The sequence below is a fragment of the Actinomadura sp. SCN-SB genome, assembly GCF_043906805.1.
In the GTDB taxonomy this organism is placed as follows: domain Bacteria; phylum Actinomycetota; class Actinomycetes; order Streptosporangiales; family Streptosporangiaceae; genus Spirillospora.
This window is the reverse complement of the sequence record NZ_JBIMPP010000024.1, coordinates 15,222-35,035: the sequence shown is the minus strand read 5'-3', so window position 1 is coordinate 35,035 and position 19,814 is coordinate 15,222. Positions and strand designations below refer to the sequence as shown.

Below are 19,814 nucleotides of genomic sequence, written 5' to 3'. Positions count from 1 at the left end.
GCGGTTTTACTTCGGTTTACCTTGGCACGTAGATGTGGACGACGATCCCTGAGCCGAACCGGCTGATGTCCGCCAGCTTCAGGTGCGTGGTGTCGAACCCGGCGCCCTCGAACAGGTGCTTGCCCGCGCCGACGATGACCGGGAAGTACCAGAAGTGGAACTCGTCGACCAGGCCGTGCTCCACCAGCGTGCGGTCGAGCTCACCGGTCCCCCACTTCAGGATGTTCTTGCCCGGCTGCTCCTTGAGCCTGGCGACCTCCTCCGGCACGTCCTTGATGACGGTGGCGTTCCAGGTGGTCTCGGTCAGCGTCCGCGAGGCCACGTACTTCGGCATGGCGTTGACCGCGTCGGCGAACGGGTCCCCGGCTCGCGACATCCACGCCTCCGCCATCCCCTCGTAGGTCGCCCGCCCCAGCAGTAGGGTGTCCGCCGAGTCGACCAGCTTCGCGGCGTAGCCGCCGTGGTCCTCGTCCCAGTACGGCCGGCCCCAGTGCTGCGGCTCTGCCCGGGAGGCGGTGGACGGCCGGGTGTCGTCGACGATGCCGTCCAGGGACACGAAGGTCGACTCGATGAGCTTGCGCATTGTTCCGTTCTCCCGTGGTCACCGCCGTGGCCTTGTGCCCCGGCTTGATGATCTGAGCTTGCCGGTCGCCCCTTACGGTTTCCTTTAGATCTCCTTCAGGCCGTGCCGTGCGCCCGGACCCGGCGCCCGGAGAACGGGTCGCGAGGGGCGTGAGATGCTGCAGCGGTGACGACGAGTGGGGCCGCCGGGCCGGCGCCGCGGCGGCGGGGCCGGCCCGGCTACGATCAGGCGGCGATTCTGCGGGCGGCGGTGGAGCTGTTCAACCGCAAGGGCTATGACGCCACCAGCATGGGCGACCTGGCCAAGGAGCTGGGGCTGACCAAGCCGGCGATCTACCACCATGTCACCGGCAAGGAGCAACTGCTCAGCCAGGCCCTGGACGACGCGCTCGACGAGCTGACGGCCGTCGTGAACGAGGCGGTGAACGAGGGTGCCGGGACGTCGGCGTACGGGCGGCTGCGCGAGGTGGTCAGGCGCAGCGTCGAGGTGCTCGTGGCGCACCAGCCGTCGGTGACGCTGCTCCTGCGGGTGCGGGGCAACAGCGATGTCGAGCTGGCCGCTCTGCGGCGGCGGCGCTGGCTGGACGACCGGCTGGCCTCGCTGGTCGCGGACGCGGTCGCGGAGGGACGCCTGCGTGACGACGTGCCGCCGCCGCTGGTGAGCCGACTGCTGTTCGGCATGGTGAACTCGCTGGTCGAGTGGTACCGCGCGGACGGCGCCTACGATCCGTCCACGGTGGCCGACGCGATCACCACGATCGCCTTCGACGGCCTGACCCGGCGCGACGCCCCCGATCAGGCGTCGTAGTCGATGGTCACGCGCTCCCCGGCGGGGAAGGTCTGGCAGGTGAGGACGAACCCGGCGGCGACCTCGGCGGGTTCGAGGGCGTAGTTGCGGCGCATGTCGGTCTGGCCCTCGCGGACGACGGCGCGGCAGGTGCCGCAGACGCCGCCCTTGCACGCGAACGGCAGGTCGGAGCGGGTCGCCTGGGCGCCGTCCAGAAGGGTCGTCTCCCGGGAGACGGTCGAGGTCGTGCGCAGGCCGTCCAGGACGGTGGTCAGCTCGGTCGTGGCTCCGCGCAGGGGCGCGGAGACCCGCCGTGGCTGTGGCGGCGGCGCGTCCACGTAGAACAGCTCGACGTGGACGCGGGCGGGGGCGCCGAGTTCGGCCAGGACGGCCCGCGCGTCCTCGACCATCCGCAGCGGCCCGCAGAGCCAGACGTGGTCGAACACCTCGACGGGGACGAGGTCGGTGAGCAGGCGGCGGAGCCGGTCGCGGTCGAGGCGTCCGGAGAACAGCTCGACGTCGCGCGGCTCGCGGGACAGCACGTGGACCACCTGGAGGCGGGGGCCGTGGCGGTTCTTCAGGTCGCCGAGCTCCTCGGCGAACATCACGGTGCGGCTGGTGCGGTTGCCGTACAGCAGCGACACCTGCGCCCGCGGATGGGTCAGGACGGTGGACGCGACCGACAGCAGAGGGGTGATCCCCGATCCGGCGGCGACGCACAGGTGCCGTTCGCCGGTCGCCGGGTCGGCCTGCCAGGAGCCGGTCGGCGTCTGGACCTCGATGCGCGTCCCCGGCACCACCTCGCGGACCAGCCAGGGCGAGACGAGCCCGCCGGGGATCTCGCGGACGCCGATGCGGGGCGGGGCACCGGCGGGCGCGCAGATCGAGTAGGTGCGGCGGTGTTCCCGCCCGTCCAGGACGCGGCGCAGGGTGAGGGACTGCCCGGCCCGGAACGCGTACGCCTCGCGCAGCTCGTCCGGCACGTCGAAGGTGATCGCCGTGGCGTCGTCGCACAGGCGGTCCACCGCCGCCACGGTCAGCGTGTGAAAGGCGGCGGCCCGCCGGGCCGGGGCGGCTCCGGGCGCGAGCGCGGACATCTCAGATCTCCTTGATGTGCTCGAACGGTTCGAGGCAGGCGGTGCAGCGGTAGAGGGCCTTGCAGGCGGTGGACCCGAACTCGGAGGTGGCCCGGGTGGCGGCCGAGCCGCAGCGCGGGCAGGACGGCGCGGGCCGGGGCGGTCCGAGCGTGAGCGGCACCGGCCCGGTCCGGCGGGGCGCCGGACCGGGCGGCGACAGGCCGGCCTCGCGCAGCGCCCGGCGGCCGCGTTCGGAGATCCAGTCGCTGGACCAGGGCGGGTCGAGCGCGACACGGACCTGCACGCGCGGGAACCCGGCGTCGTTCAGCCGGCGGACGAGGTCGTCGCGCATGGTGGCCATGGCCGGGCAGCCGGTGTAGGTCGGCGTGATGGACACGATCACCGCGTCCCCGTCCTCGTCTTTCCGGACGTCGACGCCGCGCAGCACGCCGAGGTCGGCGAGGGTGAGCATCGGCAGCTCGGGGTCGCGCACCTCCGCGGCCACGCCGGCGGCGCGCTCGCGGGCGCTCACCAGCGCCCGCTCGGGTGGGCGCGGGCGACCACCTGCATCTCGGCGAGCAGCGGGCCCATGGCCTCGGTGTGCATGCCGTCGCGTCCGGTCCGCCCGCCGACGCCGACCGGCGGCGGCCGGTCCGGGCGGTCGACGCCGCTCACGGCCAGCACCTGGTCCAGGACGGCGTCCACTTCCTCTCGGGTGGACGCGGGATCGACGCCGACACCGGCCTGTGCCAGCGACACCTCCAGGGGGTGCGCCGAGACGAGTTCGGGCTGAAACGGCCACAGGGCGTCCAGGGCGGCGAGGAGCCTGCGGCGGGACTCCTCCGTGCCGCGTGCCAGGGTGAGGAACCAGCGGCCGGACCAGTCGCGGTGGTAGGTGATCTCCTTGACGCCCTTGGCGGCCACCGCCGCCAGGACGTTGTCGGCGCTGGCGCGGAGCCGTTCCAGCAGCGCGAGCCGTGCCACCGAGAACAGCAGCAGGCGCACCACCACATGCGCGAAGTCGCCGTTCGGCACCTCGGCGAGACGCACGTTGCGGAACCGGCCGGCGTCGCGGAAGAAGGCGAGCGCGTCCTCCGCGGGCACCGGCGAGCCCTCGGGCAGGGCGGGGACGACGCCGGGGTCGGCCGCCGCGGCGCGGGCCAGCAGCAGGCGCGCCTGCCCGAGGAGGTCGAGCGCCATGTTCGCCAGCGCGATGTCCTCTTCGAGGTCGGGCGCGCGGGCGCACCACTCCGACAGGCGCTGCGACATGATCAGCGCGTCGTCGCCCAGCATGAGGCAGTACGTGGCGAGGGCGGCGTGATCGACGCCGCCGGGGACGGTGGTGTCGACCCCGGCCAGCGGGTCCTCGAAGTCGGTGCCGAACGCCCACTGGGAGGAGTCGCCGCCGATCAGCCCGTCGAAGACGCTGCCCTGGTCGTCGCTCAAGGTGGTCTCTCCGCTGGTCAGATGTGGGGGACGTCGCCGGGGATGTCGTAGAACGTGGGGTGCCGGTAGACCTTGTCGCCGCTGGGGGCGAACAGCGGGTCCTTCTCGTCCGGGCTGGACGCCGTGATCGCGTCCGCGCGCACGACCCAGATGCTCACGCCCTCGTTGCGCCGCGTGTACACGTCCCGCGCGTGCCGCAGGGCCATCGCGTCGTCGGGCGCGTGCAGCGACCCGACATGCACGTGGTTGAGCCCGCGCTTGCCGCGGACGAACACCTCGTACAGGGGCCATTCGCGCCGTCCGGCGCTCATCGGGACGCCTCCCGGTTCCGTTCCGCGAACGCCGACGCCGCCTCGCGTACCCAGGCGCCGTCCTCGTGGGCGGCGCGGCGGTGGGCGAGCCGCTGCGCGTTGCACGGGCCGTTCCCGCGGATGACGGCGGCGAACTCGTCCCAGTCCGGCTCGCCGAAGTCGTAGTGCCCGCGCTCCTCGTTCCAGCGGAGGTCGGGGTCGGGCAGCGTCACGCCGAGCGCCTCGGCCTGCGGGACGGTCATGTCGACGAACCGCTGCCGCAGCTCGTCGTTGGAGTTGCGCTTGATGCCCCACGCCATCGACCGCTCGCTGTTGGGCGACCTGTCGTCGGGTGGCCCGAACATCATCAGCACCGGCCACCAGAACCGGTCGACCGACTCCTGCACCATGGCGCGCTGGGCGTCGGTGCCGCGCATCATCGTCATCAGCAGCTCGTAGCCCTGCCGCTGGTGGAAGGACTCCTCCTTGCAGATGCGGATCATCGCGCGCCCGTACGGCCCGTAGGAGGTGCGGCACAGCGGCACCTGGTTGCAGATGGCGGCGCCGTCGACCAGCCAGCCGATCGTGCCGACGTCGGCGTACGACAGCGCCGGGTAGTTGAAGATCGAGGAGTACTTCTGCTTCCCGGCCAGGAGCAGGTCGGTCAGCTCGGCGCGGGAGACCCCCAGGGTCTCGCACGCCGAGTACAGGTACAGGCCGTGCCCCGCCTCGTCCTGCACCTTGGCCAGCAGGATCGCCTTGCGCCGCAGGGACGGGGCGCGGCCGATCCAGCCGCCCTCGGGCTGCATGCCGATGATCTCGGAGTGCGCGTGCTGCGCGATCTGGCGCACGAGCGTCCTGCGGTAGGCGTCCGGCATCCAGTCGCGTGGCTCGATGCGGTCATTGCGCGCGAGCGTCGCGTCGAACGCGGCCCGCAGCCGTTCCTCCTGGTCCGGTTCCGCGGGAGTGGTGGTCATCGTCTCTCCGGGCGTCGGCGGCCTTATTTACTTATCGTTCGGTCAGTAATAAGGTCGCACGGCCGGCCCGCGATGTCCACCCCGCTCCGGCGGGGCGTTCAGCTGGGGAGGCGTTCGTTCAGGATCCCCGCCATCTGGGGTGCGACGCGGTCCGCCCACTCGGCGAGGAGGGTTACCGCGTCCGGGAGTTGCGATTCGATCAGGGCGATGCCGGGGGTGGGGACGTGCGCGCCCAGTTCCACGAGGAGCGGACGCAGGTGCACCTCCACGGCCAGGGCGTGCCGGGCGTCCCCCATCACCAGCAAGGGCAGCGCGACCGTGGAGGCCAGGGCCCCGGTGGGCACGCGGTCGAGGAAGGATTTGAGCAGTCCCGTGTAGGTCCCCTTGTACGTCGGGCTGGCCACCACCAGGACGTCCGCGCCGCGCACCAGGTCGAGCGACAGTTCGACCGAGGCGGACGGGGTGGCGGCAAGGAGGTGGGGCGCCAGGGCGGACAGGTCGACGATCTCGACGGGCGCGGCGTCCCCGACGCGGTCGGCGACGGCCTGGGCGGCCTGGAGCGCCACCGTGTGCGTACGTGACTGCGCGCGGGGGTTCCCTACCAGCGCGACGATGCTCTTGGCCACCGAACCGCCTCCCTTAACCTCAATCCAAATTTATCCTACCTATTTACTAGACATCACGCTCACGCTCAACGTCGCCAGGAAGGCGGCCCCGACCAGCGCGAGCATCGTCCAGGCCAGCCCGCGCAGGCGGCGCTGGTATCCGGGCAGTTCCCCGGGCAGCGCGAACACCCGTGCGGGCCAGTGCCGCCAGGTCACATGCGCGAACACCGCCGCGGCGAGGCCGTACGGCAACAGCGCGAGGCCGTAACCGAGCCGCAGGTCCGGCCGGAGGACCAGCACGGCGAGATCGGTGAGCAGCAGCGCGCCGACCAGCGCCATCACCGGCCGGCGATTCCCGTCGGCCAGCGCCAGCAGGAACTCCTCGCGGCGCTCGGGATCGGGGAAGAAGCGCTCCACCCTGGGCTGGACGACCACCAGGCTGTAGATCATGGAGCCCAGCCAGACGGCCGAGATCGCCAGGTGGATGAGGACGACGACCATGCAACGCCTATACCGGCGGATCGCCCGCCACCACAAGGCGGCCCGAGAAGGCGACCCTCCCCTTCAGCGCCGGAGGAACGACCTTCAAGTACGCTTGAAGTCTATGCCGGAACGAATGCTGACCATCGGGGAACTCGCGCACCGGGCGGGCGTCGCCACATCGGCCCTGCGCTACTGGGAGGAACTCGGCCTGCTGCCCGCGCCCTCCAGGGTCTCGGGCCAGCGCCGCTACCCCGAGTCGGCGACCACGCTGGTCGGCATCATCCTGCTGCTGCGGGACGTGGGCTTCTCGCTCGCCGAACAGAAGAAGCTCATGGCCTCGAACGGCGCCGCGCCGGAGGAACGGCGGGAGCTGTCCCTCCGGAAGCTGGACGAGCTGGACGAGCGGATCGCCAAGGCGCGCGCCGCCCGCGAGGCCGTCGAGCACTCCCTGCGCTGCCCTCACGAGAACTTCTTCGACTGCCCCAACTTCGCCGGTCTGGTCGCCGCCCGGCTGGCCGGGCGCCCGCTGTCCGAAGCCCACGCGCACCGAGCGTCATGACGGCATCGGATCAGCAGACTCCGTTGCAAGGCGTGGTGCTGCCCGGCGATCCGGACGCGGCGCCGCCCGCCGTCCCCCGGCCGGCGGCGTCGCTGGCGTCGGACGCGCTGGCCAAACTGGACGCCGACCTGGGACAGGTGCAGGTCGCCCGGTTCGGGTCCCGCAGGATCTACCGGCGCAGGATCGAGCTGCTCGCCGAGGCGTGCACGCCCGAGACCTTCGCGCTGGTGCTCGACTGGCTCAGCAGCACCCGGCGCGGCTCGGTCGCCACCAAGCGCAACTACGTCGACGACCTGCGCCGCGTCTGGGCGCCCCTGGCCCGCGAACTCGGCCACGACGCCTTCAGCGTCGGCTGCCTGACGCCCGAACACGTGCGGATGTGGCGCCTCCGCCAGGAACACGCCGGGGTCGCCAAACGCAGCATCGCCCGGTACGTGGCCGCGCTGTCGTCCCTGCACGCCTACGCGGCCGGACGGCTGGACCCGCCGCCGCGCAACCCCGTCACCGAGGACGACCGTCCACGCATCCCGTCAGGGAACAACCCCACCTCCACCCCGGTGCTGGAGCCCGAACAGGTCCAGGCGGTCGCGGCATGCGCCCGCAGCGACCTGGACCTGCTGATCGTGATGCTGCTGTACACGCTGGCCGGCCGCGTCACCGAGATCTGCGCCGCCGACGTCACCGATCTGGAGCGCCAAGGCGACCGGACCGTCCTGCGCCTCACCCGCAAGGGCGGCAAGCAGCGCGCGCTGCCCCTGCCCGACCGCTGCGCGCGGCTGCTGCGCCGCGTCATCGGCGACCGCACCAGCGGCCCGCTCCTGCTGGACGCCGCGGGGCGCCGGCTCGACCGGCACGACGTGGACCGGATCAGCACCCGGCTCGGCCGCGCGGCGGGCGTGCCGCCCGGCCGGGACCTGACGCCGCATGTATGGCGGGCGTCCCGCATCACGCACATGCTGGACGCGCAGATCCCCCTGGCCGAGGTCCAGGCGTTCGCCGACCACGCCAACCCCGCCACCACCATCGGCTACTGGGAGCGCCGGGACCAGGCGCGGCGCTCGGCCGCCCACGTCGACCAGGCGATCTCTCTGTTCGACCACGTGGCCACGCCGTAACCGATTCTGTCGGACCCCGGTGGGAGGCTGGTTCGCCCACCGGAGTCGCCTACGGGAGAGGAGAGGAATGGCCGCCTGGCAGGAGGTCGTCGGCACCGAGCCGGAGTTCGCCCGCCGCGTACGCGAGATCCTGGACGCGCACAAGCACAAGACCATCGCCACCCTCCGCAAGGACGGATCGCCGCGCATCAGCGGCATCGAGATCGAGTTCCATGACGGCGAGCTGTGGTTCGGATCGATGCCGGAGGCGCTCAAGGCCCGCGACCTGCGGCGCGACCCGAGGTTCGCCCTGCACAGCGCCTCGGTCATGGCCAAGGAGGACGATCCGTCAAGCTGGCCGGGCGACGCCAAGGTCGCGGGCCTGGCGGTGGAGCCGGCCGACCGCGACGAGGCGGACGAGGTCCTGCGGGCGCGCGGGCTCGACCCCGCGGACTTCGCCGGCTCGCACATGTTCAGGGCCGACCTCCGCGAGGTGGTGCTCACCCGCGTGGTCGGCGACCACCTGGAGATCGACCTGTGGCGCCCCGGCCAGAAGCTGCGCCGCTTCGAGAGGACCTGATCCCGCGGCGGCGCCGTGCACGACCGCGCCCGGCAGGCGCGCACCGATCGCGGCGATCATGGCGTCGCGGCGGTGCCGGTGCCTGCGGCGCAGGAGGCGCGGCAGCCGTTCCAGCTCGCCCGACTCCACCATCCGGGCTATTGGTCGCGCTTGATGAACGACAGCGTTCCCAGAAGGAGAGCCCCGGCCGTGTACAGGGCCAGCACTCCGAGTCCCGTCCACGGCCCGATAGGCAGCCGTTCGAGATGCCTGGTGGCCTGTATCGCCAGCCCGGCGTTCATCGGGGTGAACCGCTCGACGCGTTCCTTCCACTCCGGGTCGGTCATGACCAGGGTGAGGATCGGCGCGGTGAACAGCAGGCCCAGCACGGTCGTGATCGACCCGGCGGTGTCGCGCAGGGCCGTGGCCACGCCCAGCGACAGCAGGGCGACCAGCACCAGGTACAGGACGGTCCCGAGCGCGGCGCGCAGCATGGTCGTGTCGGTGAGGGCGAAGGCCGGGTAGCCGTGGGCGGGGGTGAATCCGTTGGCCGGAAGGATCAGGTGCCCCGCCGCCAGGGACCCGGCCACGCCCACCGTTCCGGCGACCGCGACGGCCGCAGCGAGGACCCCGGCCTTGGCCAGCAGCACGAGCAGGCGGCGGGGCTGGGCGGCCAGGGTGGTCCTGAGGGTGCCGCCGTACTCGCCGCAGATCACCAGGGCGGCCAGGACGACGGCGACGGTCTGCCCGACCCGCACCCCCGAGAGGCTGACCTTGACGGTGTCCTCGAAGCATTCGGCGGGCGAGGGGCAGTTCCCGGTATCGACGGGCGCCGCCGCCGCGGCGCTCACCGCGATGGTGAGCGCCGCGATGCCCAGCAGCAGCCACGCGGTGGAGGGCAGGGTGCGCAGCTTCGTCCACTCCGCGCGCAGGGACCGGCCCAGCCCGGCGCCCATCAGGCGTCCCGCCTGCGGACCAGCCACATCGCGCACGCCATCGCGGCGGCGGTGTAGGCGCACAGGACGCCGAGCCCCGCCCACGGCCCGATGGCGGTGTCGTACTGCCGGACGGTCTGCTGGATGGCGAAGCCCGCGGCGGGGGTCACCCGGTCGAGCCAGACCGCGGCGGACACCGGAAGGCCGGACGCGACGATCTGCGGGAGGAGCAGCGCGACCAGCAGCACCACGATCGCGGCGGCGGCGCGGCGCAGGATGGTGGCGGTGGCCAGGGCGAGCACCGCGACCACGGCCAGCAGCAGGCCGGTGCCGAGCACGGCGCGCAGCACCGGTCCCTCGGTCAGGGCCGGTGTGATGATGTCCCTGCCGCGCATGATCGTCCGCGCGGCCAGCACCGCGACGACGGCGGCGGCCACCCCGGCGGCGAACCCGGCGGCGCCGATGACGACGGCCTTGGCCGCCAGCACCCGGCCCCGGCGCGGCCCGGCGGCGAAGGTGAGGTGGATCAGCCCGCGCCGGTATTCGGAGGTCATGAACAGCACGGCCAGCGCCACGATCGCCATCGCCCCGACCAGGGAGCCGCCCAGCGCGTCGCGGGTGGGGTCGGGGGCGAACAGTTCGGGGCCGATGTCGCCCGGGCCCGCGAGCGTGAACGGGGCCGCGCCGGGCGCGGGGTGCACGGTGCCGCCGTCGCGGTCTCGCCACCTCCCGGGCGCCTGGGGCCGGGCGGGTTCGACGCGCACGTTGTCGAAGGTGGCCCTGCCGAGGGTCGTCCCCCCCATGACGCTCTCACCGCCGAAGCGCCGTTCGACCTTCACCGACTCCGGTGAGGCGACCACGACCCCGGCGGCGGCGTCCGCGGGCAGATCGTCGACGGTCACGCTGCCGACCTTCGTCCAGCGCGTCCCGTCGGCGGACTGGTAGCCGGTGAAAATCCGTCCCGCGCGGGTCAGCTTCAGCCAGCGCGGCGCGGCCGGACCGGCGGGGTCGCCGTCGATCTCTTCGGTGAACCCGGTCAGCATCCGCACCCCGTACCCGGGCGTGACCACCACCGCGGCGTAGGGGGCGCCGCGCCGCGCGCTCGCCTTGATCATGAGCCCCGCCTTGGCGGCGGGTCGGGTGGCGTCCTGGGCGGTCACCCGCGCGACGAGGGTGCCGTCGCCGGTCATGGGACGGTGCACGAACCCGCCCCCGTCCTGGTAAGGGTCGAGGGTGTGGCGGACCGGGCCCGCTCCACCGGCGCGCTCCATCGACGAGCCGGACGCCGTCAGCACCGCCACCAGCGCCGTGAGCGCCACCACGAGCAGCGGGGTGAGGACCCACCGGGGCACCGTCCACAGCTTGGTCCACTCGGCCCGCAGGATGCGGCCGAAGCCGTCACGGCCCCGGACGGTCGTGCCGCGATAGGGGGTCTGGACGCTCATGGCCGTTCCCCTTCACCGGCCGTGGCGGCGCGGAACTCGGCGGCGTCGCGGGTCAGCTCCATGTACGCCTCCTCCAGCGAGGCGCGGTGCTCGGCGATCCCGCTGAACGGCACGCCCTCCGCGGTGAGCAGCTCGACGATCCGCTCGGCGGGCAGCCCGGTGACGGTGAGGGCCCGGCCGTCGGTGGCGGCGACGGTCGCGCCCGCGCGGGACAGCACGGTCATGGCCTCGCCGCGCCGGTCGGTGCGCAGCTCGACCCGTCCGCCGGACGCGGCGTCCAGCAGCTCGGGCACGCCGATGTCGGCCAGCAGCCGGCCGCGCCCGATCACCACCAGCCGGTCGGCGGTGTCCTCCAGCTCGCTCATCAGGTGGCTGGACACCAGCACCGCGCGTCCCTCGCCGGCCAGGGAGCGCAGGAAGCCGCGGATCCAGCGGATGCCCTCGGGGTCCAGCCCGTTCACCGGCTCGTCGAACATCAGCGTCGGCGGGTCGCCCAGTAACGCGCCCGCGATGCCCAGCCGCTGCCGCATCCCCAGGGAGAAACCGCCGGCCCGTTTGCGCGCCGCCCCCGACAGCCCGACCATCTCCAGCACCTCGTCCACGCGACGCGCGGGCAGGCCGCTGTAATGCGCCATCCACAGCAGGTGGTGGCGTGCGCGGCGGGCGGGGTGGAGGGCGGCGGCGTCCAGCATCGCCCCCACCTGGCACAGCGGGGCGCGCAGGTCCCGGTACGGGCGGCCGCCGACCAGCGCGGTGCCCTCGTCGGGGTGGTCCAGGCCCAGGATGATCCGCATCGTGGTGGACTTGCCCGCGCCGTTGGGGCCGACGAACCCGGTGACCTGGCCGGGTTCGACCGTGAACGTCAGCCCGTCCACGGCGACGGACGGGCCGTAGCGCTTGCTCAGCCCGCGTACTTCGATAGCCGGTGTCATGGCAGCAGACGCTACGGACCGGCCGCCCCCGGGGTCGTCACCTGGCGGCGTCATCTTTCCCGGCCGTTCCCGGGGGATCGGGCGCGGCGGCATCCCCCGCACGGGGGACGCCGGGACCGTTGATCGGGGGGACGCCGCGGTGGCCGCGTCCGGCGAGAATGACGGCGTGAGGTACTGGGTGGCCGGGGTCTCGCTGGGGCTGCTGGCGGTGCTGGAGACCGTGCTGCGCACGGGTGGCGCGGTGTCGTCCGTGGCGGTGCTGGTGGGCTTGCAAGGGACGGCGCCGCTGGCGTTCGCCCGCGGCCACGGCGCGGTGGCGGGAACGGCGATCGCCACGGCGGTGCCGGTCACCATGCTGCTGTACCACGGCGTGCCTGCCGTGACGGGGCTGGTGGCGCTGGCGGCGGTGGCCGTGCCGGCGGCGCGGCGGCGGCTGCGCCGGGCCCGTGCGCACGCCGCGGAGCGGGACGAGCTGCGCCGCGCCGCGCGGGACACCATGCTGGAGCTGACCGCCCGGGGCGAGCGCGCCAGGATCGCCCGTGAGCTGCACGACGTGGTGGCGCACCACATCTCGATGATCTCGGTGCGGGCGGAGACGGCGCGGGTGGCCGTCCCGGGCATGCCCGAGCAGGGCGCCGAGCACCTGCGGGCCATCGGGGACACCGCCCGCACCGCGCTCACCGAGATGCGCCGCCTGCTGGGGGTGCTGCGCGAGGACGCCGGGGACGCTCCTCCCGAACGCCGCCCGCAGCCGGGCCTGCAGCAACTGCTGGAACTGGTCGACCAGTCACGCGACGGTGGCGGCGCCAGGACCCGGCTGATCGTGCGGGGCCCCGTGACCGCGCTGGACGCCGGGGTCGAGCTGACCGCGTACCGGATCGTGCAGGAGGCGCTGACCAACGCCCGCAGGCACGCGCCGGGCGCCGCCGTGGACGTCGAGATCGGCTACGACGATGACGCGCTGCGGCTGCGCGTCCGCGACAACGGCCCGGGTCCGCCGCCGTCCGGCGCCCGGGTGCCGGGGCACGGGCTGGCGGGCATGCGGGAACGCGCGGCGGCGGTCGGCGGCCGGCTCGGCACGGGCGCCGCGCCGGGCGGCGGTTTCCTGGTCGAGGCGACGCTTCCCACCGGTCCGGAGGAGGGGCGATGAGCGGGCCGCCGTTCCGTGTGCTGGTGGTGGACGACCTGGAGGTCGTGCGGGCGGGGTTCGCGGCGCTGCTGGAGACCCAGCCGGACCTGTCGGTGGTCGGGACGGCCGCCGACGGCGCCGAGGCGGTGCGGCTGTGCGGCGACGCGCGTCCCGACGTGGTGCTGATGGACGTCCGGATGCCGGTCATGGACGGTATCGAGGCCACCCGCCGCGTCGCCGCGCTGGACGACCCGCCCCGGATCCTGATGCTCACCACGTTCGACCTCGACGAGCACGTGTACGACGCGCTGGCGGCGGGCGCCAGCGGGTTCCTGCTCAAGGACGTGACGGCCGAGCGGCTCTTCGACGCGGTGCGGGTCGTGGCGGCCGGGGAGGCGCTGCTGGCGCCGAGCGTCACCCGCCGTCTGATCGGCGAGTTCGCCCGGCTGCGGCCCCGGCCGCCCGCTCCCCTGCTGGACGCGCTGACCCCGCGCGAGACCGACGTGCTGCGGCTGATCGCCGAGGGCCTGTCCAACGCCGAGATCGCCGAGCGCCTGGTGGTCGGGGACGAGACGGTCAAGACGCATGTGAGCCGGGTCCTGCGGAAGCTGGGGCTGCGCGACCGCGCCCAGGCCGTGGTCGCCGCCTACGAGTCGGGCCTGCTCGTTCCCCGCACCGATCCGGACCGGCCGTGGCGCCCTGCGTAGGGGTTTCCCGGGATCGGCCATCCCCGAACGGCGCTATCTCGCGGGGAAGGCCGAGTCGGTGAAGGCGTCCCCCTAGGCGAACGCCGCGCCTAGCCGACCGTCCCAGGCGCTCGGTTGGGCCGGCTCGGTGATATCGAGTTGTCCCTGCCGCGGGCCGCCCCGTAGAACGGTTCGCATGTTGCGCAAGTACCCCCGGACCCGGCATGTCGAGGGCTCCCGGCTGCAGGCCGGGGACCACGACCTGGCCGCGGTGCCCTTCCGGGAGATCGCCGGGCGGTACCTGGTGGTGGAGGAGAAGCTGGACGGCGCCAACAGCGGCATCAGCTTCACCTCCGGCGGCGAGCTGCGGCTGCAGAGCCGCGGCCACTACCTGACCGGCGGCCCCCGCGAACGGCACTTCGCCCCGCTCAAGGCGTGGGCGTCGACCGTCCAGCACGTCCTGTGGCCACGGCTGCGCGACCGGTACGTGATGTACGGGGAGTGGCTGTACGCCAAGCACACGATGTTCTACGACGCGCTCCCCCACTACTTCTGCGAGTTCGACGTGCTGGACCTGGAGGACGGCACGTTCCTGTCCACCGAGCGGCGCCGGGAGCTGCTGGAGGGGACGCCGGTGGTGCACGTCCCCGTCCTGTACGAGGGGGCGCTGGACAGCCTGGAGTCGCTCACCGCGTTCGTGGGGCCCTCCACGTGCCGTACCGGGCGGTGGCGGGACGCGCTGCGCGAGGCGGCCGTCCGCGGCGGCGCCGACCCCGCCCAGGTCGCCGCCGAGACCGACGCCGACGACGCCATGGAGGGCCTCTACATCAAGGTCGAGGAGGGCGGGAGGACGGTCGGCCGTCTCAAGTGGGTGCGGTCGAGCTTCCTCAACGCGATCCTCGACTCGGGCTCGCACTGGCTGGACCGGCCCGTGATCGCCAACGGCCTGGCCGATCCGGAGGTGCTGTATGCGGGTGTTTGAGGAGTTGTGCCCGGCGCCGCCGCACTGGCGGGTGCCGTGGCCGGAGATCCGCGAGACGTTCGCGTGGGTGCGGTCGCTGGCCGGTGTCCCGCAGGACGCCCTGCACCACGGGGAGGGCGACGTCGAGGTGCACACCCGGATGGCGTGCGAGGCCCTGGCCGAGCTGCCGGAGTGGCGGGCGCGCCCGGCCGATGAACGGGTGCGGTTGTTCACCACCGTGCTGATGCACGACGTCGCCAAGCCGTACAGCACGCAGATCGAGGAGGGCGGCCGCATCACCGCGAAGGGGCATTCGCGGCGCGGTGACCTGATGGTGCGCCGCATCCTGTGGGAACTGGGCGCGCCCATCGGCTGGCGCGAGCACGTGGCCGCGCTGGTGCGGCACCACCAGGTGCCGTTCTGGGCGCTGGAACGCGACGACCTCCAGCGGATCGCGTTCCGGGTGAGCCTGCTGGCGCGCAACGACGACCTGGTACTGCTGGCCACCGCCGACATCCTGGGCCGGATCGCCGCCGACACCGCCGAGGTGCTGGAGAACGTGGGGCTGTACGGGGAGTACTGCGCCGAGCAGCGGTGCCTGGACGCGCCGCGCCGCTTCCCCTCCGACCACGCGCGGTTCTGGTATTTCCGCAAGCCGGGCCGCGACCCCGACTACGCGGCCTACGACGACACGCGCTGCACCGTCACGGTGCTGTCGGGGCTGCCCGGCGTGGGCAAGGACCACTGGATCGCCGAGAACCGTCCCGGCCTTCCGGTGGTGAGCCTGGACGCGATCCGCAGGGACATGGGCGTCTCCCCCGCCGGGGACCAGAGCGCGGTGGTGTCGGCCGCCTATGAGCGGGCCCGTGAGCACCTGCGTGCCGGACGGCCGTTCGTGTGGAACGCCACCAACGTCTCGCGGACGCTGCGTGAGCAGTGCACCGGCCTGATCGCCGACTATCGGGGCCGTGTCGACCTGGTGTCCCTGGAGGCCCCCAGGGACGTCCTGCTGCGCCGCAACCGGGAGCGTCCGCATCCCGTCCCGGACGCCGTCATCGACCGGCTGGTCCGCCGCTGGGAGGCTCCCGACCCGACCGAGGCGCACACCCTCCGCTGGCTCGCCACGGCCTGACCCTTCCCCTTCAGCGGGCGAAGAACTCCGCCAGTGCCGGCACGATCGCCTCGGCGGCGACGTTGTGCTCCTGGCCCTCCAGGGTGCGGTGCAGCGCGTCGGGGATGGTGCCGGCCACGGCGCGGGCGGCGGAGCGCAGGACGTCCATGCTGGCGCCGCCGTCCAGGACCAGGACGGGGATCGTGATGGCGGCGAGCCGGCCGGCGGGCAGCAGCCCGTCGCCGAGGGCGGCGGCGTCGTAGCGGAGGGTGGGGGCGATCTTCTCCAGGGCGGGCCAGGCCGGGGACCGGCGCATGCCCGCGATGAACTCCTCGGGGACGCCGATGTGGCCGAGGAACAGCGCGGCGGCGTCGCCGTGGCGGCCCTCGGCGACGGTCTCCTCCAGGCGCCGGGCGTAGTCGAGGTGGCCGCGGGAGTCCTCCTCGGTCAGGCCATAAGGCGGTTCCCACATGGCCAGCCGGGTGATGGGCAGCCCGGCGGCGACGGCCTCGGCCGCCAGGGCGGCGCCCGAGGACGACCCCCACACGCCCGCCGATCCGCCGGCGGCCCCGAGCATCGCCTCCAGATCCTCGATCTCCCGGCGCAGCGCGTCGGCGGGCGTGCCGAACACGGTGCGGGCGTCGGTGCTGTCGCCGCGTCCCCTGCGGTCGTAGTTGTAGACGGTGCAGTGCGCCGACAGCAGCTCGGCGATCGGCGCCGCGGCCCGCCGGTCGCACAGGGCGCCCGCCACCAGCACGACCGGCGGTCCCTCTCCCGAACGCTCGTAGGCGATGGAGGTGCCGTCTCCCGACCGTACCGACTGCATGGGATCTCCTTTCGCGGGCGGGCTCGGTTCCGGGAGCGTTCAGCCGCTTTCCCGCCCTGGACCGGTGGACCGGCCGGCGCCGCGAAACTCATCGGCGGACGCGCGGGCGGCGGGTCAGGGCTTGGCCACGGCGTCGGCGATGAAGCCGGCCTGGGCGGCCATCTCGCGTTCGGCGACGGTGATGGGGAAGGAGACGAACCCGTGCACGGCCTCGGCCACGACCTCCAGCTCGGCCTCGTTGCCCGCGGCGCGCCAGCGGGCGGCCATGAACAGCGAGTCGTCCAGGAGCGGGTCCTGGGTGCCGACCGAGAACCGGGCGGGCGGCAGGGCCGGCAGGTCGGCGTACAGCGGGGAGATGTCCGGGGCGCGGCGCTCCTGGGGGCCGAGGCCGGGCAGGAACTGCCGGTAGAACCATTCGAGGGTGGCCAGCGGGAGCACCGGCTTGTCGGCTCCGTGCCGCTGGCTGGGGGTCAGGCCCAGGTCGAACGCGCCGAAGGTGAACTGGGCGGCGGCGAAGGAGCGGGCCAGCCCGCCCAGGCGCAGCAGCGTGACGGCGGCGAGGTGGGCCCCGGCGGACTCGCCGCCGATGACCAGCCGGCCGGTTCCGAACTCGGCGGCGGCGTTGTCGATCAGCCAGCGGGCCGCGTCCTCGCAGTCGTCGGGTCCGGCCGGGTAGGGGTGTTCGGGTCCCAGCCGGTAGCCGACGCTGACGACGGCGACCCGCGCGGCCGTGGCGAGCCCCCACAGCTGCGGGTCCTGGGCGTCGGCGGCGCCCAGCGTCCAGCCGCCGCCGTGCAGGTGCAGGAACACCCCGCGCGGGTCCTCGGGGCGGAACACCCGTACGGGGATGTCGCCGTCCCGGCCGGGTACGGTGCGGTCGGTGCCCTCGGGCAGCCGGACGGGCGCGGGGAAGGGCCCGCCGCCCTTCTCGCGGGCGGCGCGGATCGCGGGCGCGTCATCGACCTCGTGGGCCATGGGGACGGTGGCGAGCCTGGCCGCCAGGTCGGCGTTGAACGCGCGGGTCTCGTCCGCCACGTCGGCGCCGGACAGGGTGTGCTCGATGATCGTCGTCATACGCGCAGTGTCCCCCGAGGCGGTCCCGCCCACCAGGGGGACGCCGATCGGCAGGGGCGCTAGGGTCGGGGCGTGACCGCATCGGATGAGGTGAGCGTTCCGGGACGGGTGGCCGTGGTGACCGGTGCCGGGTCGGGGATCGGCGCCGCGGTGGCGACGGGACTGCTGGAGCACGGCTGGCTCGTCGCGCTGGCCGGGCGCCGCGCCGCCGCGCTGCGCGAGACCGCCGAGGCGGCGGGCCGTTCGGGGGTGCCCGAGGGGCGGGCGCTGGTGGTGCCCGCGGACGTGACCTCGCCGGAGTCGGTCGCCGCCCTGTTCGGCGCGGTGCGCGACACCTGGGGACGGCTGGACCTGCTGGTCAACAACGCCGGGGTGTTCGGTACGGCCGCGCCGGTGGACGAGCTGTCGCCCGAGCAGTGGCGCACGGTGATCGACACCAATCTGACCGGGTCGTTCCTGTGCGCGCGGGAGGCGTTCGCGATGATGCGGGCGCAGGACCCGCGGGGCGGCCGGATCATCAACAACGGCTCGCTGGCCGCGCACACGCCGCGTCCCCTGTCGGCGGCCTACACCGCGAGCAAGCACGCCGTCACGGGGCTGACCAAGTCGCTGTCGCTGGACGGACGCCCGTACCGGATCGCGTGCGGGCAGATCGACATCGGCAACGCCGCCACCGACATGACCAGCGGGTTCGGGCGGGGTGCCCTGCAGGCGGACGGTTCGGTCAGGCCGGAGCCGACCATGGACGTCAGCGCCGTCGTGGACGCCGTCCTCTACATGGCGGGCCTGCCGCTGGAGGCCAACGTGCAGTCGCTGACGGTGCTGGCCACGACGATGCCCTCGCACGTTGGGCGCGGCTGAGCGGCGGTCAGGCCGCCCGGCGGGTGACCAGGTCCCGGACGAGGTCGCGGTACCGGTCCTTCATCGGCAGGTCGCGTTCGATGTGGACGCGGCGGCGCGTGGCCTGGACGTCGACGCCGCGGACCGGGTCGTGCCCGGTCTTCTCGTAGGTCCGCCACCACAGGCCGATGCCGCGGCGCTGCCAGGCCGGAAGGTCGTTGAAGTTGATGCCGCGCGCGTACAGCAGCTCGTTCTTGTCCGGGACGCTCGCGCGTTCCAGCTCGCGGGTGGCCTGGCGGGCGGTGCGGCCTTCGCCGCGCAGGGTCCAGTAGCACCATCCGTTGAGGGAGCAGCGGGCGGCGTCGGCCTGCCGCCAGGACATGTAGTCGACGACGTCGTCGGCGTGGGTGCCCAGCCAGATGCGGCTGTCGAAGGCGGCCGGCTCACCGGCGGCGTGGGTGAAGGCGGCGGAGGCGATCGCGGCCGACAGCGACACCAGCTTCTCCACCTCGCGGCCGAACAGGTCGTGGTCGGGGTCGAGCACGACGGAGATCTCGTCGCTCTCGGTGTAGGCGTACCGGCCCGCCAGCTCGGTGAGCAGGGTCCGCGCCGCCGTGGTCATGAGCTCCGAGAAGCGGGCGTCGAAGGGCTTGTCGAAGCGTTCCGCGGTGAGGCGGGAGAAGCCGCGCCCGTCCACGCGGATGACCGTCCACGCGCCGGGCGGGACGGTCAGGGAGTGGAACCACTCCCGCTCGCGCATCCGGGCCTCAAGGTCGCGCGGGCGCATCTCCGGCGTCCTCCTCCTTTTCCTTGTCGACGACGGTGAAGCCGCCGGCCCCGTCGGCGCGGACGACGCGCAGCTCGTCGAACCCGTCGGAGTACCGTGGCTCGCGCAGCCGTTTGAGGGTGGCCAGGACACCGACGTCGGGCACCCGGTCCCGGCCGGGGCGCGCGGCGTTGCGCCGCATCGACGCCTGGAGGTCGGGCGGGAACCAGTACCCGGTGATGCGCGCGCCGTGCTCGCGGCCGAGCACGATCAGCGGGGTCCATTCCACGGGCGAGGGGTTGGTGTTGTCGACGGCCACGCTGCGGCCCGCCCGCAGGTGCTCGGCGATCTGCCGGAGCTGGCGTTGCTGCTTGCGCCGCGCGGACCGTCCGAACAGGTCCTTGGACACGTGCGCGTGGGTGCCGGCCAGGTGGCGGCGGTAGAAGGTGGTCTTCCCCGAGCCCTGCAACCCGATCAGGATGGCCAGTTCCACGGGGGCACCGTCCCCGCTCACCGCTCGGCGCCGCCCGTCCGGGTGCGGTTCGCTGGGTGGGTCACGGAACGCGGCGTCCAATCCGGGCGGGGCCTGTGCGGCATTGAGCCTACGGTGTTCCCGCGAGGGCTGTACAGGTCGTCGGCGGAGCCGTGATG

At 73.6% G+C, this 19,814-nt stretch carries 24 protein-coding genes; 9 read left to right on the top strand and 15 right to left on the bottom strand.

From position 1 onward, the window contains the following. Positions 1–16: 16 nt before the first annotated feature. Entirely contained in the window at positions 17–583 is a 567-nt protein-coding gene (locus ACGWYJ_RS17595) for a dihydrofolate reductase family protein (RefSeq protein WP_395107091.1), read from the bottom strand. 165 nt (positions 584–748) lie between these two features. Between ACGWYJ_RS17595 and ACGWYJ_RS17590 the strand changes: the two genes are divergently transcribed. Beyond that, positions 749–1,390: a TetR/AcrR family transcriptional regulator gene (locus ACGWYJ_RS17590; RefSeq protein ID WP_395107090.1), complete on the top strand. Its 642-nt coding sequence runs from the start codon at positions 749–751 to the stop codon at positions 1,388–1,390. Here ACGWYJ_RS17590 and paaE read toward each other — a convergent pair. The 7 genes from paaE to ACGWYJ_RS17555 all read right to left on the bottom strand — a co-directional run bounded on the left by paaE (position 1,378) and on the right by ACGWYJ_RS17555 (position 6,264). Then, the gene (gene paaE, locus ACGWYJ_RS17585) at positions 1,378–2,466 is read right to left on the bottom strand and encodes a 1,2-phenylacetyl-CoA epoxidase subunit PaaE (RefSeq protein ID WP_395107089.1); all 1,089 of its coding nucleotides are present in this window, start codon (positions 2,464–2,466) and stop codon (positions 1,378–1,380) included. The two genes, ACGWYJ_RS17590 and paaE, sit on opposite strands and share 13 nt — an antisense overlap. A gap of 1 nt (position 2,467) precedes the next feature. Then, positions 2,468–2,977, bottom strand: coding sequence for a 1,2-phenylacetyl-CoA epoxidase subunit PaaD (gene paaD / locus ACGWYJ_RS17580; RefSeq protein ID WP_395107088.1), 510 nt, complete (start codon positions 2,975–2,977; stop codon positions 2,468–2,470). Next, the gene (paaC, locus tag ACGWYJ_RS17575; protein ID WP_395107087.1) at positions 2,974–3,891 is read right to left on the bottom strand and encodes a 1,2-phenylacetyl-CoA epoxidase subunit PaaC; all 918 of its coding nucleotides are present in this window, start codon (positions 3,889–3,891) and stop codon (positions 2,974–2,976) included. The genes paaD and paaC overlap by 4 nt, the downstream gene beginning before the upstream one ends. A 17-nt stretch (positions 3,892–3,908) precedes the next feature. Next, on the bottom strand, positions 3,909–4,202 hold the full coding sequence (gene paaB / locus ACGWYJ_RS17570) for a 1,2-phenylacetyl-CoA epoxidase subunit PaaB (RefSeq protein WP_395107086.1): 294 nt from the start codon (positions 4,200–4,202) through the stop codon (positions 3,909–3,911). Next, positions 4,199–5,158, bottom strand: a complete 960-nt coding sequence (gene paaA, locus ACGWYJ_RS17565) for a 1,2-phenylacetyl-CoA epoxidase subunit PaaA (RefSeq protein WP_395107085.1) — start codon at positions 5,156–5,158, stop codon at positions 4,199–4,201. The genes paaB and paaA overlap by 4 nt, the downstream gene beginning before the upstream one ends. A gap of 98 nt (positions 5,159–5,256) precedes the next feature. Next, positions 5,257–5,784 carry an NADPH-dependent FMN reductase gene (locus ACGWYJ_RS17560; protein ID WP_395107084.1) on the bottom strand — a complete coding sequence of 176 codons (528 nt, stop codon included), beginning with the start codon at positions 5,782–5,784 and terminating at the stop codon, positions 5,257–5,259. Between the two features lie 39 nt (positions 5,785–5,823). After that, positions 5,824–6,264, bottom strand: a complete 441-nt coding sequence (locus ACGWYJ_RS17555) for a hypothetical protein (protein WP_395107083.1) — start codon at positions 6,262–6,264, stop codon at positions 5,824–5,826. Positions 6,265–6,367: 103 nt separating this feature from the next. On the opposite strand from ACGWYJ_RS17555, the gene ACGWYJ_RS17550 reads away from it, so the two are divergent. The 3 genes from ACGWYJ_RS17550 (at position 6,368) to ACGWYJ_RS17540 (ending at position 8,479) form a co-directional block, all read left to right on the top strand. After that, positions 6,368–6,805, top strand: a complete 438-nt coding sequence (locus ACGWYJ_RS17550) for a MerR family transcriptional regulator (protein ID WP_395107082.1) — start codon at positions 6,368–6,370, stop codon at positions 6,803–6,805. Continuing rightward, on the top strand, positions 6,802–7,920 hold the full coding sequence (locus ACGWYJ_RS17545; protein WP_395107081.1) for a tyrosine-type recombinase/integrase: 1,119 nt from the start codon (positions 6,802–6,804) through the stop codon (positions 7,918–7,920). Before ACGWYJ_RS17550 ends, ACGWYJ_RS17545 begins: the two co-directional genes overlap by 4 nt. 67 nt (positions 7,921–7,987) lie before the next feature. Continuing rightward, positions 7,988–8,479, top strand: coding sequence for a pyridoxamine 5'-phosphate oxidase family protein (locus ACGWYJ_RS17540; RefSeq protein ID WP_395107080.1), 492 nt, complete (start codon positions 7,988–7,990; stop codon positions 8,477–8,479). A gap of 137 nt (positions 8,480–8,616) precedes the next feature. On the opposite strand, the gene ACGWYJ_RS17535 is transcribed toward ACGWYJ_RS17540, so the two are convergent. The 3 genes from ACGWYJ_RS17535 to ACGWYJ_RS17525 are packed head-to-tail and all read right to left on the bottom strand — an operon-like array spanning position 8,617 to position 11,770. Then, the gene (locus tag ACGWYJ_RS17535) at positions 8,617–9,441 is read right to left on the bottom strand and encodes an ABC transporter permease (protein WP_395107078.1); all 825 of its coding nucleotides are present in this window, start codon (positions 9,439–9,441) and stop codon (positions 8,617–8,619) included. Further along, complete coding sequence (locus ACGWYJ_RS17530) at positions 9,414–10,838, bottom strand: ABC transporter permease subunit (protein ID WP_395107077.1); 1,425 nt, start codon at positions 10,836–10,838, stop codon at positions 9,414–9,416. Before ACGWYJ_RS17530 ends, ACGWYJ_RS17535 begins: the two co-directional genes overlap by 28 nt. Further along, positions 10,835–11,770, bottom strand: coding sequence for an ABC transporter ATP-binding protein (locus ACGWYJ_RS17525; RefSeq protein WP_395107075.1), 936 nt, complete (start codon positions 11,768–11,770; stop codon positions 10,835–10,837). Before ACGWYJ_RS17525 ends, ACGWYJ_RS17530 begins: the two co-directional genes overlap by 4 nt. Before the next feature lie 166 nt (positions 11,771–11,936). Here ACGWYJ_RS17525 and ACGWYJ_RS17520 point away from each other — a divergent pair, with 166 nt between their 5' ends. The 4 genes from ACGWYJ_RS17520 (at position 11,937) to ACGWYJ_RS17505 (ending at position 15,678) form a co-directional block, all read left to right on the top strand. After that, positions 11,937–12,920: a sensor histidine kinase gene (locus tag ACGWYJ_RS17520; RefSeq protein WP_395107073.1), complete on the top strand. Its 984-nt coding sequence runs from the start codon at positions 11,937–11,939 to the stop codon at positions 12,918–12,920. Beyond that, positions 12,917–13,606: a response regulator gene (locus ACGWYJ_RS17515; RefSeq protein ID WP_395107071.1), complete on the top strand. Its 690-nt coding sequence runs from the start codon at positions 12,917–12,919 to the stop codon at positions 13,604–13,606. The genes ACGWYJ_RS17520 and ACGWYJ_RS17515 overlap by 4 nt, the downstream gene beginning before the upstream one ends. Positions 13,607–13,781: 175 nt before the next feature. After that, positions 13,782–14,567: an RNA ligase family protein gene (locus ACGWYJ_RS17510; protein WP_395107069.1), complete on the top strand. Its 786-nt coding sequence runs from the start codon at positions 13,782–13,784 to the stop codon at positions 14,565–14,567. Next, positions 14,554–15,678 carry an AAA family ATPase gene (locus tag ACGWYJ_RS17505; protein WP_395107068.1) on the top strand — a complete coding sequence of 375 codons (1,125 nt, stop codon included), beginning with the start codon at positions 14,554–14,556 and terminating at the stop codon, positions 15,676–15,678. The genes ACGWYJ_RS17510 and ACGWYJ_RS17505 overlap by 14 nt, the downstream gene beginning before the upstream one ends. A gap of 10 nt (positions 15,679–15,688) precedes the next feature. Here ACGWYJ_RS17505 and ACGWYJ_RS17500 read toward each other — a convergent pair whose 3' ends face one another. Both ACGWYJ_RS17500 and ACGWYJ_RS17495 read right to left on the bottom strand, forming a co-directional pair. Next, a complete protein-coding gene (locus ACGWYJ_RS17500) occupies positions 15,689–16,483 on the bottom strand; it encodes an alpha/beta fold hydrolase (RefSeq protein WP_395107066.1) in 795 nt (264 codons plus the stop codon). 114 nt (positions 16,484–16,597) lie between these two features. After that, positions 16,598–17,557, bottom strand: a complete 960-nt coding sequence (locus ACGWYJ_RS17495) for an alpha/beta hydrolase (protein WP_395107064.1) — start codon at positions 17,555–17,557, stop codon at positions 16,598–16,600. A 72-nt stretch (positions 17,558–17,629) separates the two neighbouring features. Here ACGWYJ_RS17495 and ACGWYJ_RS17490 point away from each other — a divergent pair, with 72 nt between their 5' ends. Next, the gene (locus ACGWYJ_RS17490; protein ID WP_395107062.1) at positions 17,630–18,418 is read left to right on the top strand and encodes an SDR family oxidoreductase; all 789 of its coding nucleotides are present in this window, start codon (positions 17,630–17,632) and stop codon (positions 18,416–18,418) included. Positions 18,419–18,425: 7 nt separating this feature from the next. Here the strand turns inward: ACGWYJ_RS17490 and ACGWYJ_RS17485 are convergent, their stop codons facing one another. Both ACGWYJ_RS17485 and ACGWYJ_RS17480 read right to left on the bottom strand, forming a co-directional pair. Beyond that, on the bottom strand, positions 18,426–19,184 hold the full coding sequence (locus tag ACGWYJ_RS17485; protein ID WP_395107060.1) for a tRNA(His) guanylyltransferase Thg1 family protein: 759 nt from the start codon (positions 19,182–19,184) through the stop codon (positions 18,426–18,428). Continuing rightward, positions 19,165–19,656, bottom strand: a complete 492-nt coding sequence (locus tag ACGWYJ_RS17480) for an AAA family ATPase (RefSeq protein ID WP_395107058.1) — start codon at positions 19,654–19,656, stop codon at positions 19,165–19,167. The genes ACGWYJ_RS17485 and ACGWYJ_RS17480 overlap by 20 nt, the downstream gene beginning before the upstream one ends. Positions 19,657–19,814 lie beyond the last annotated feature (158 nt).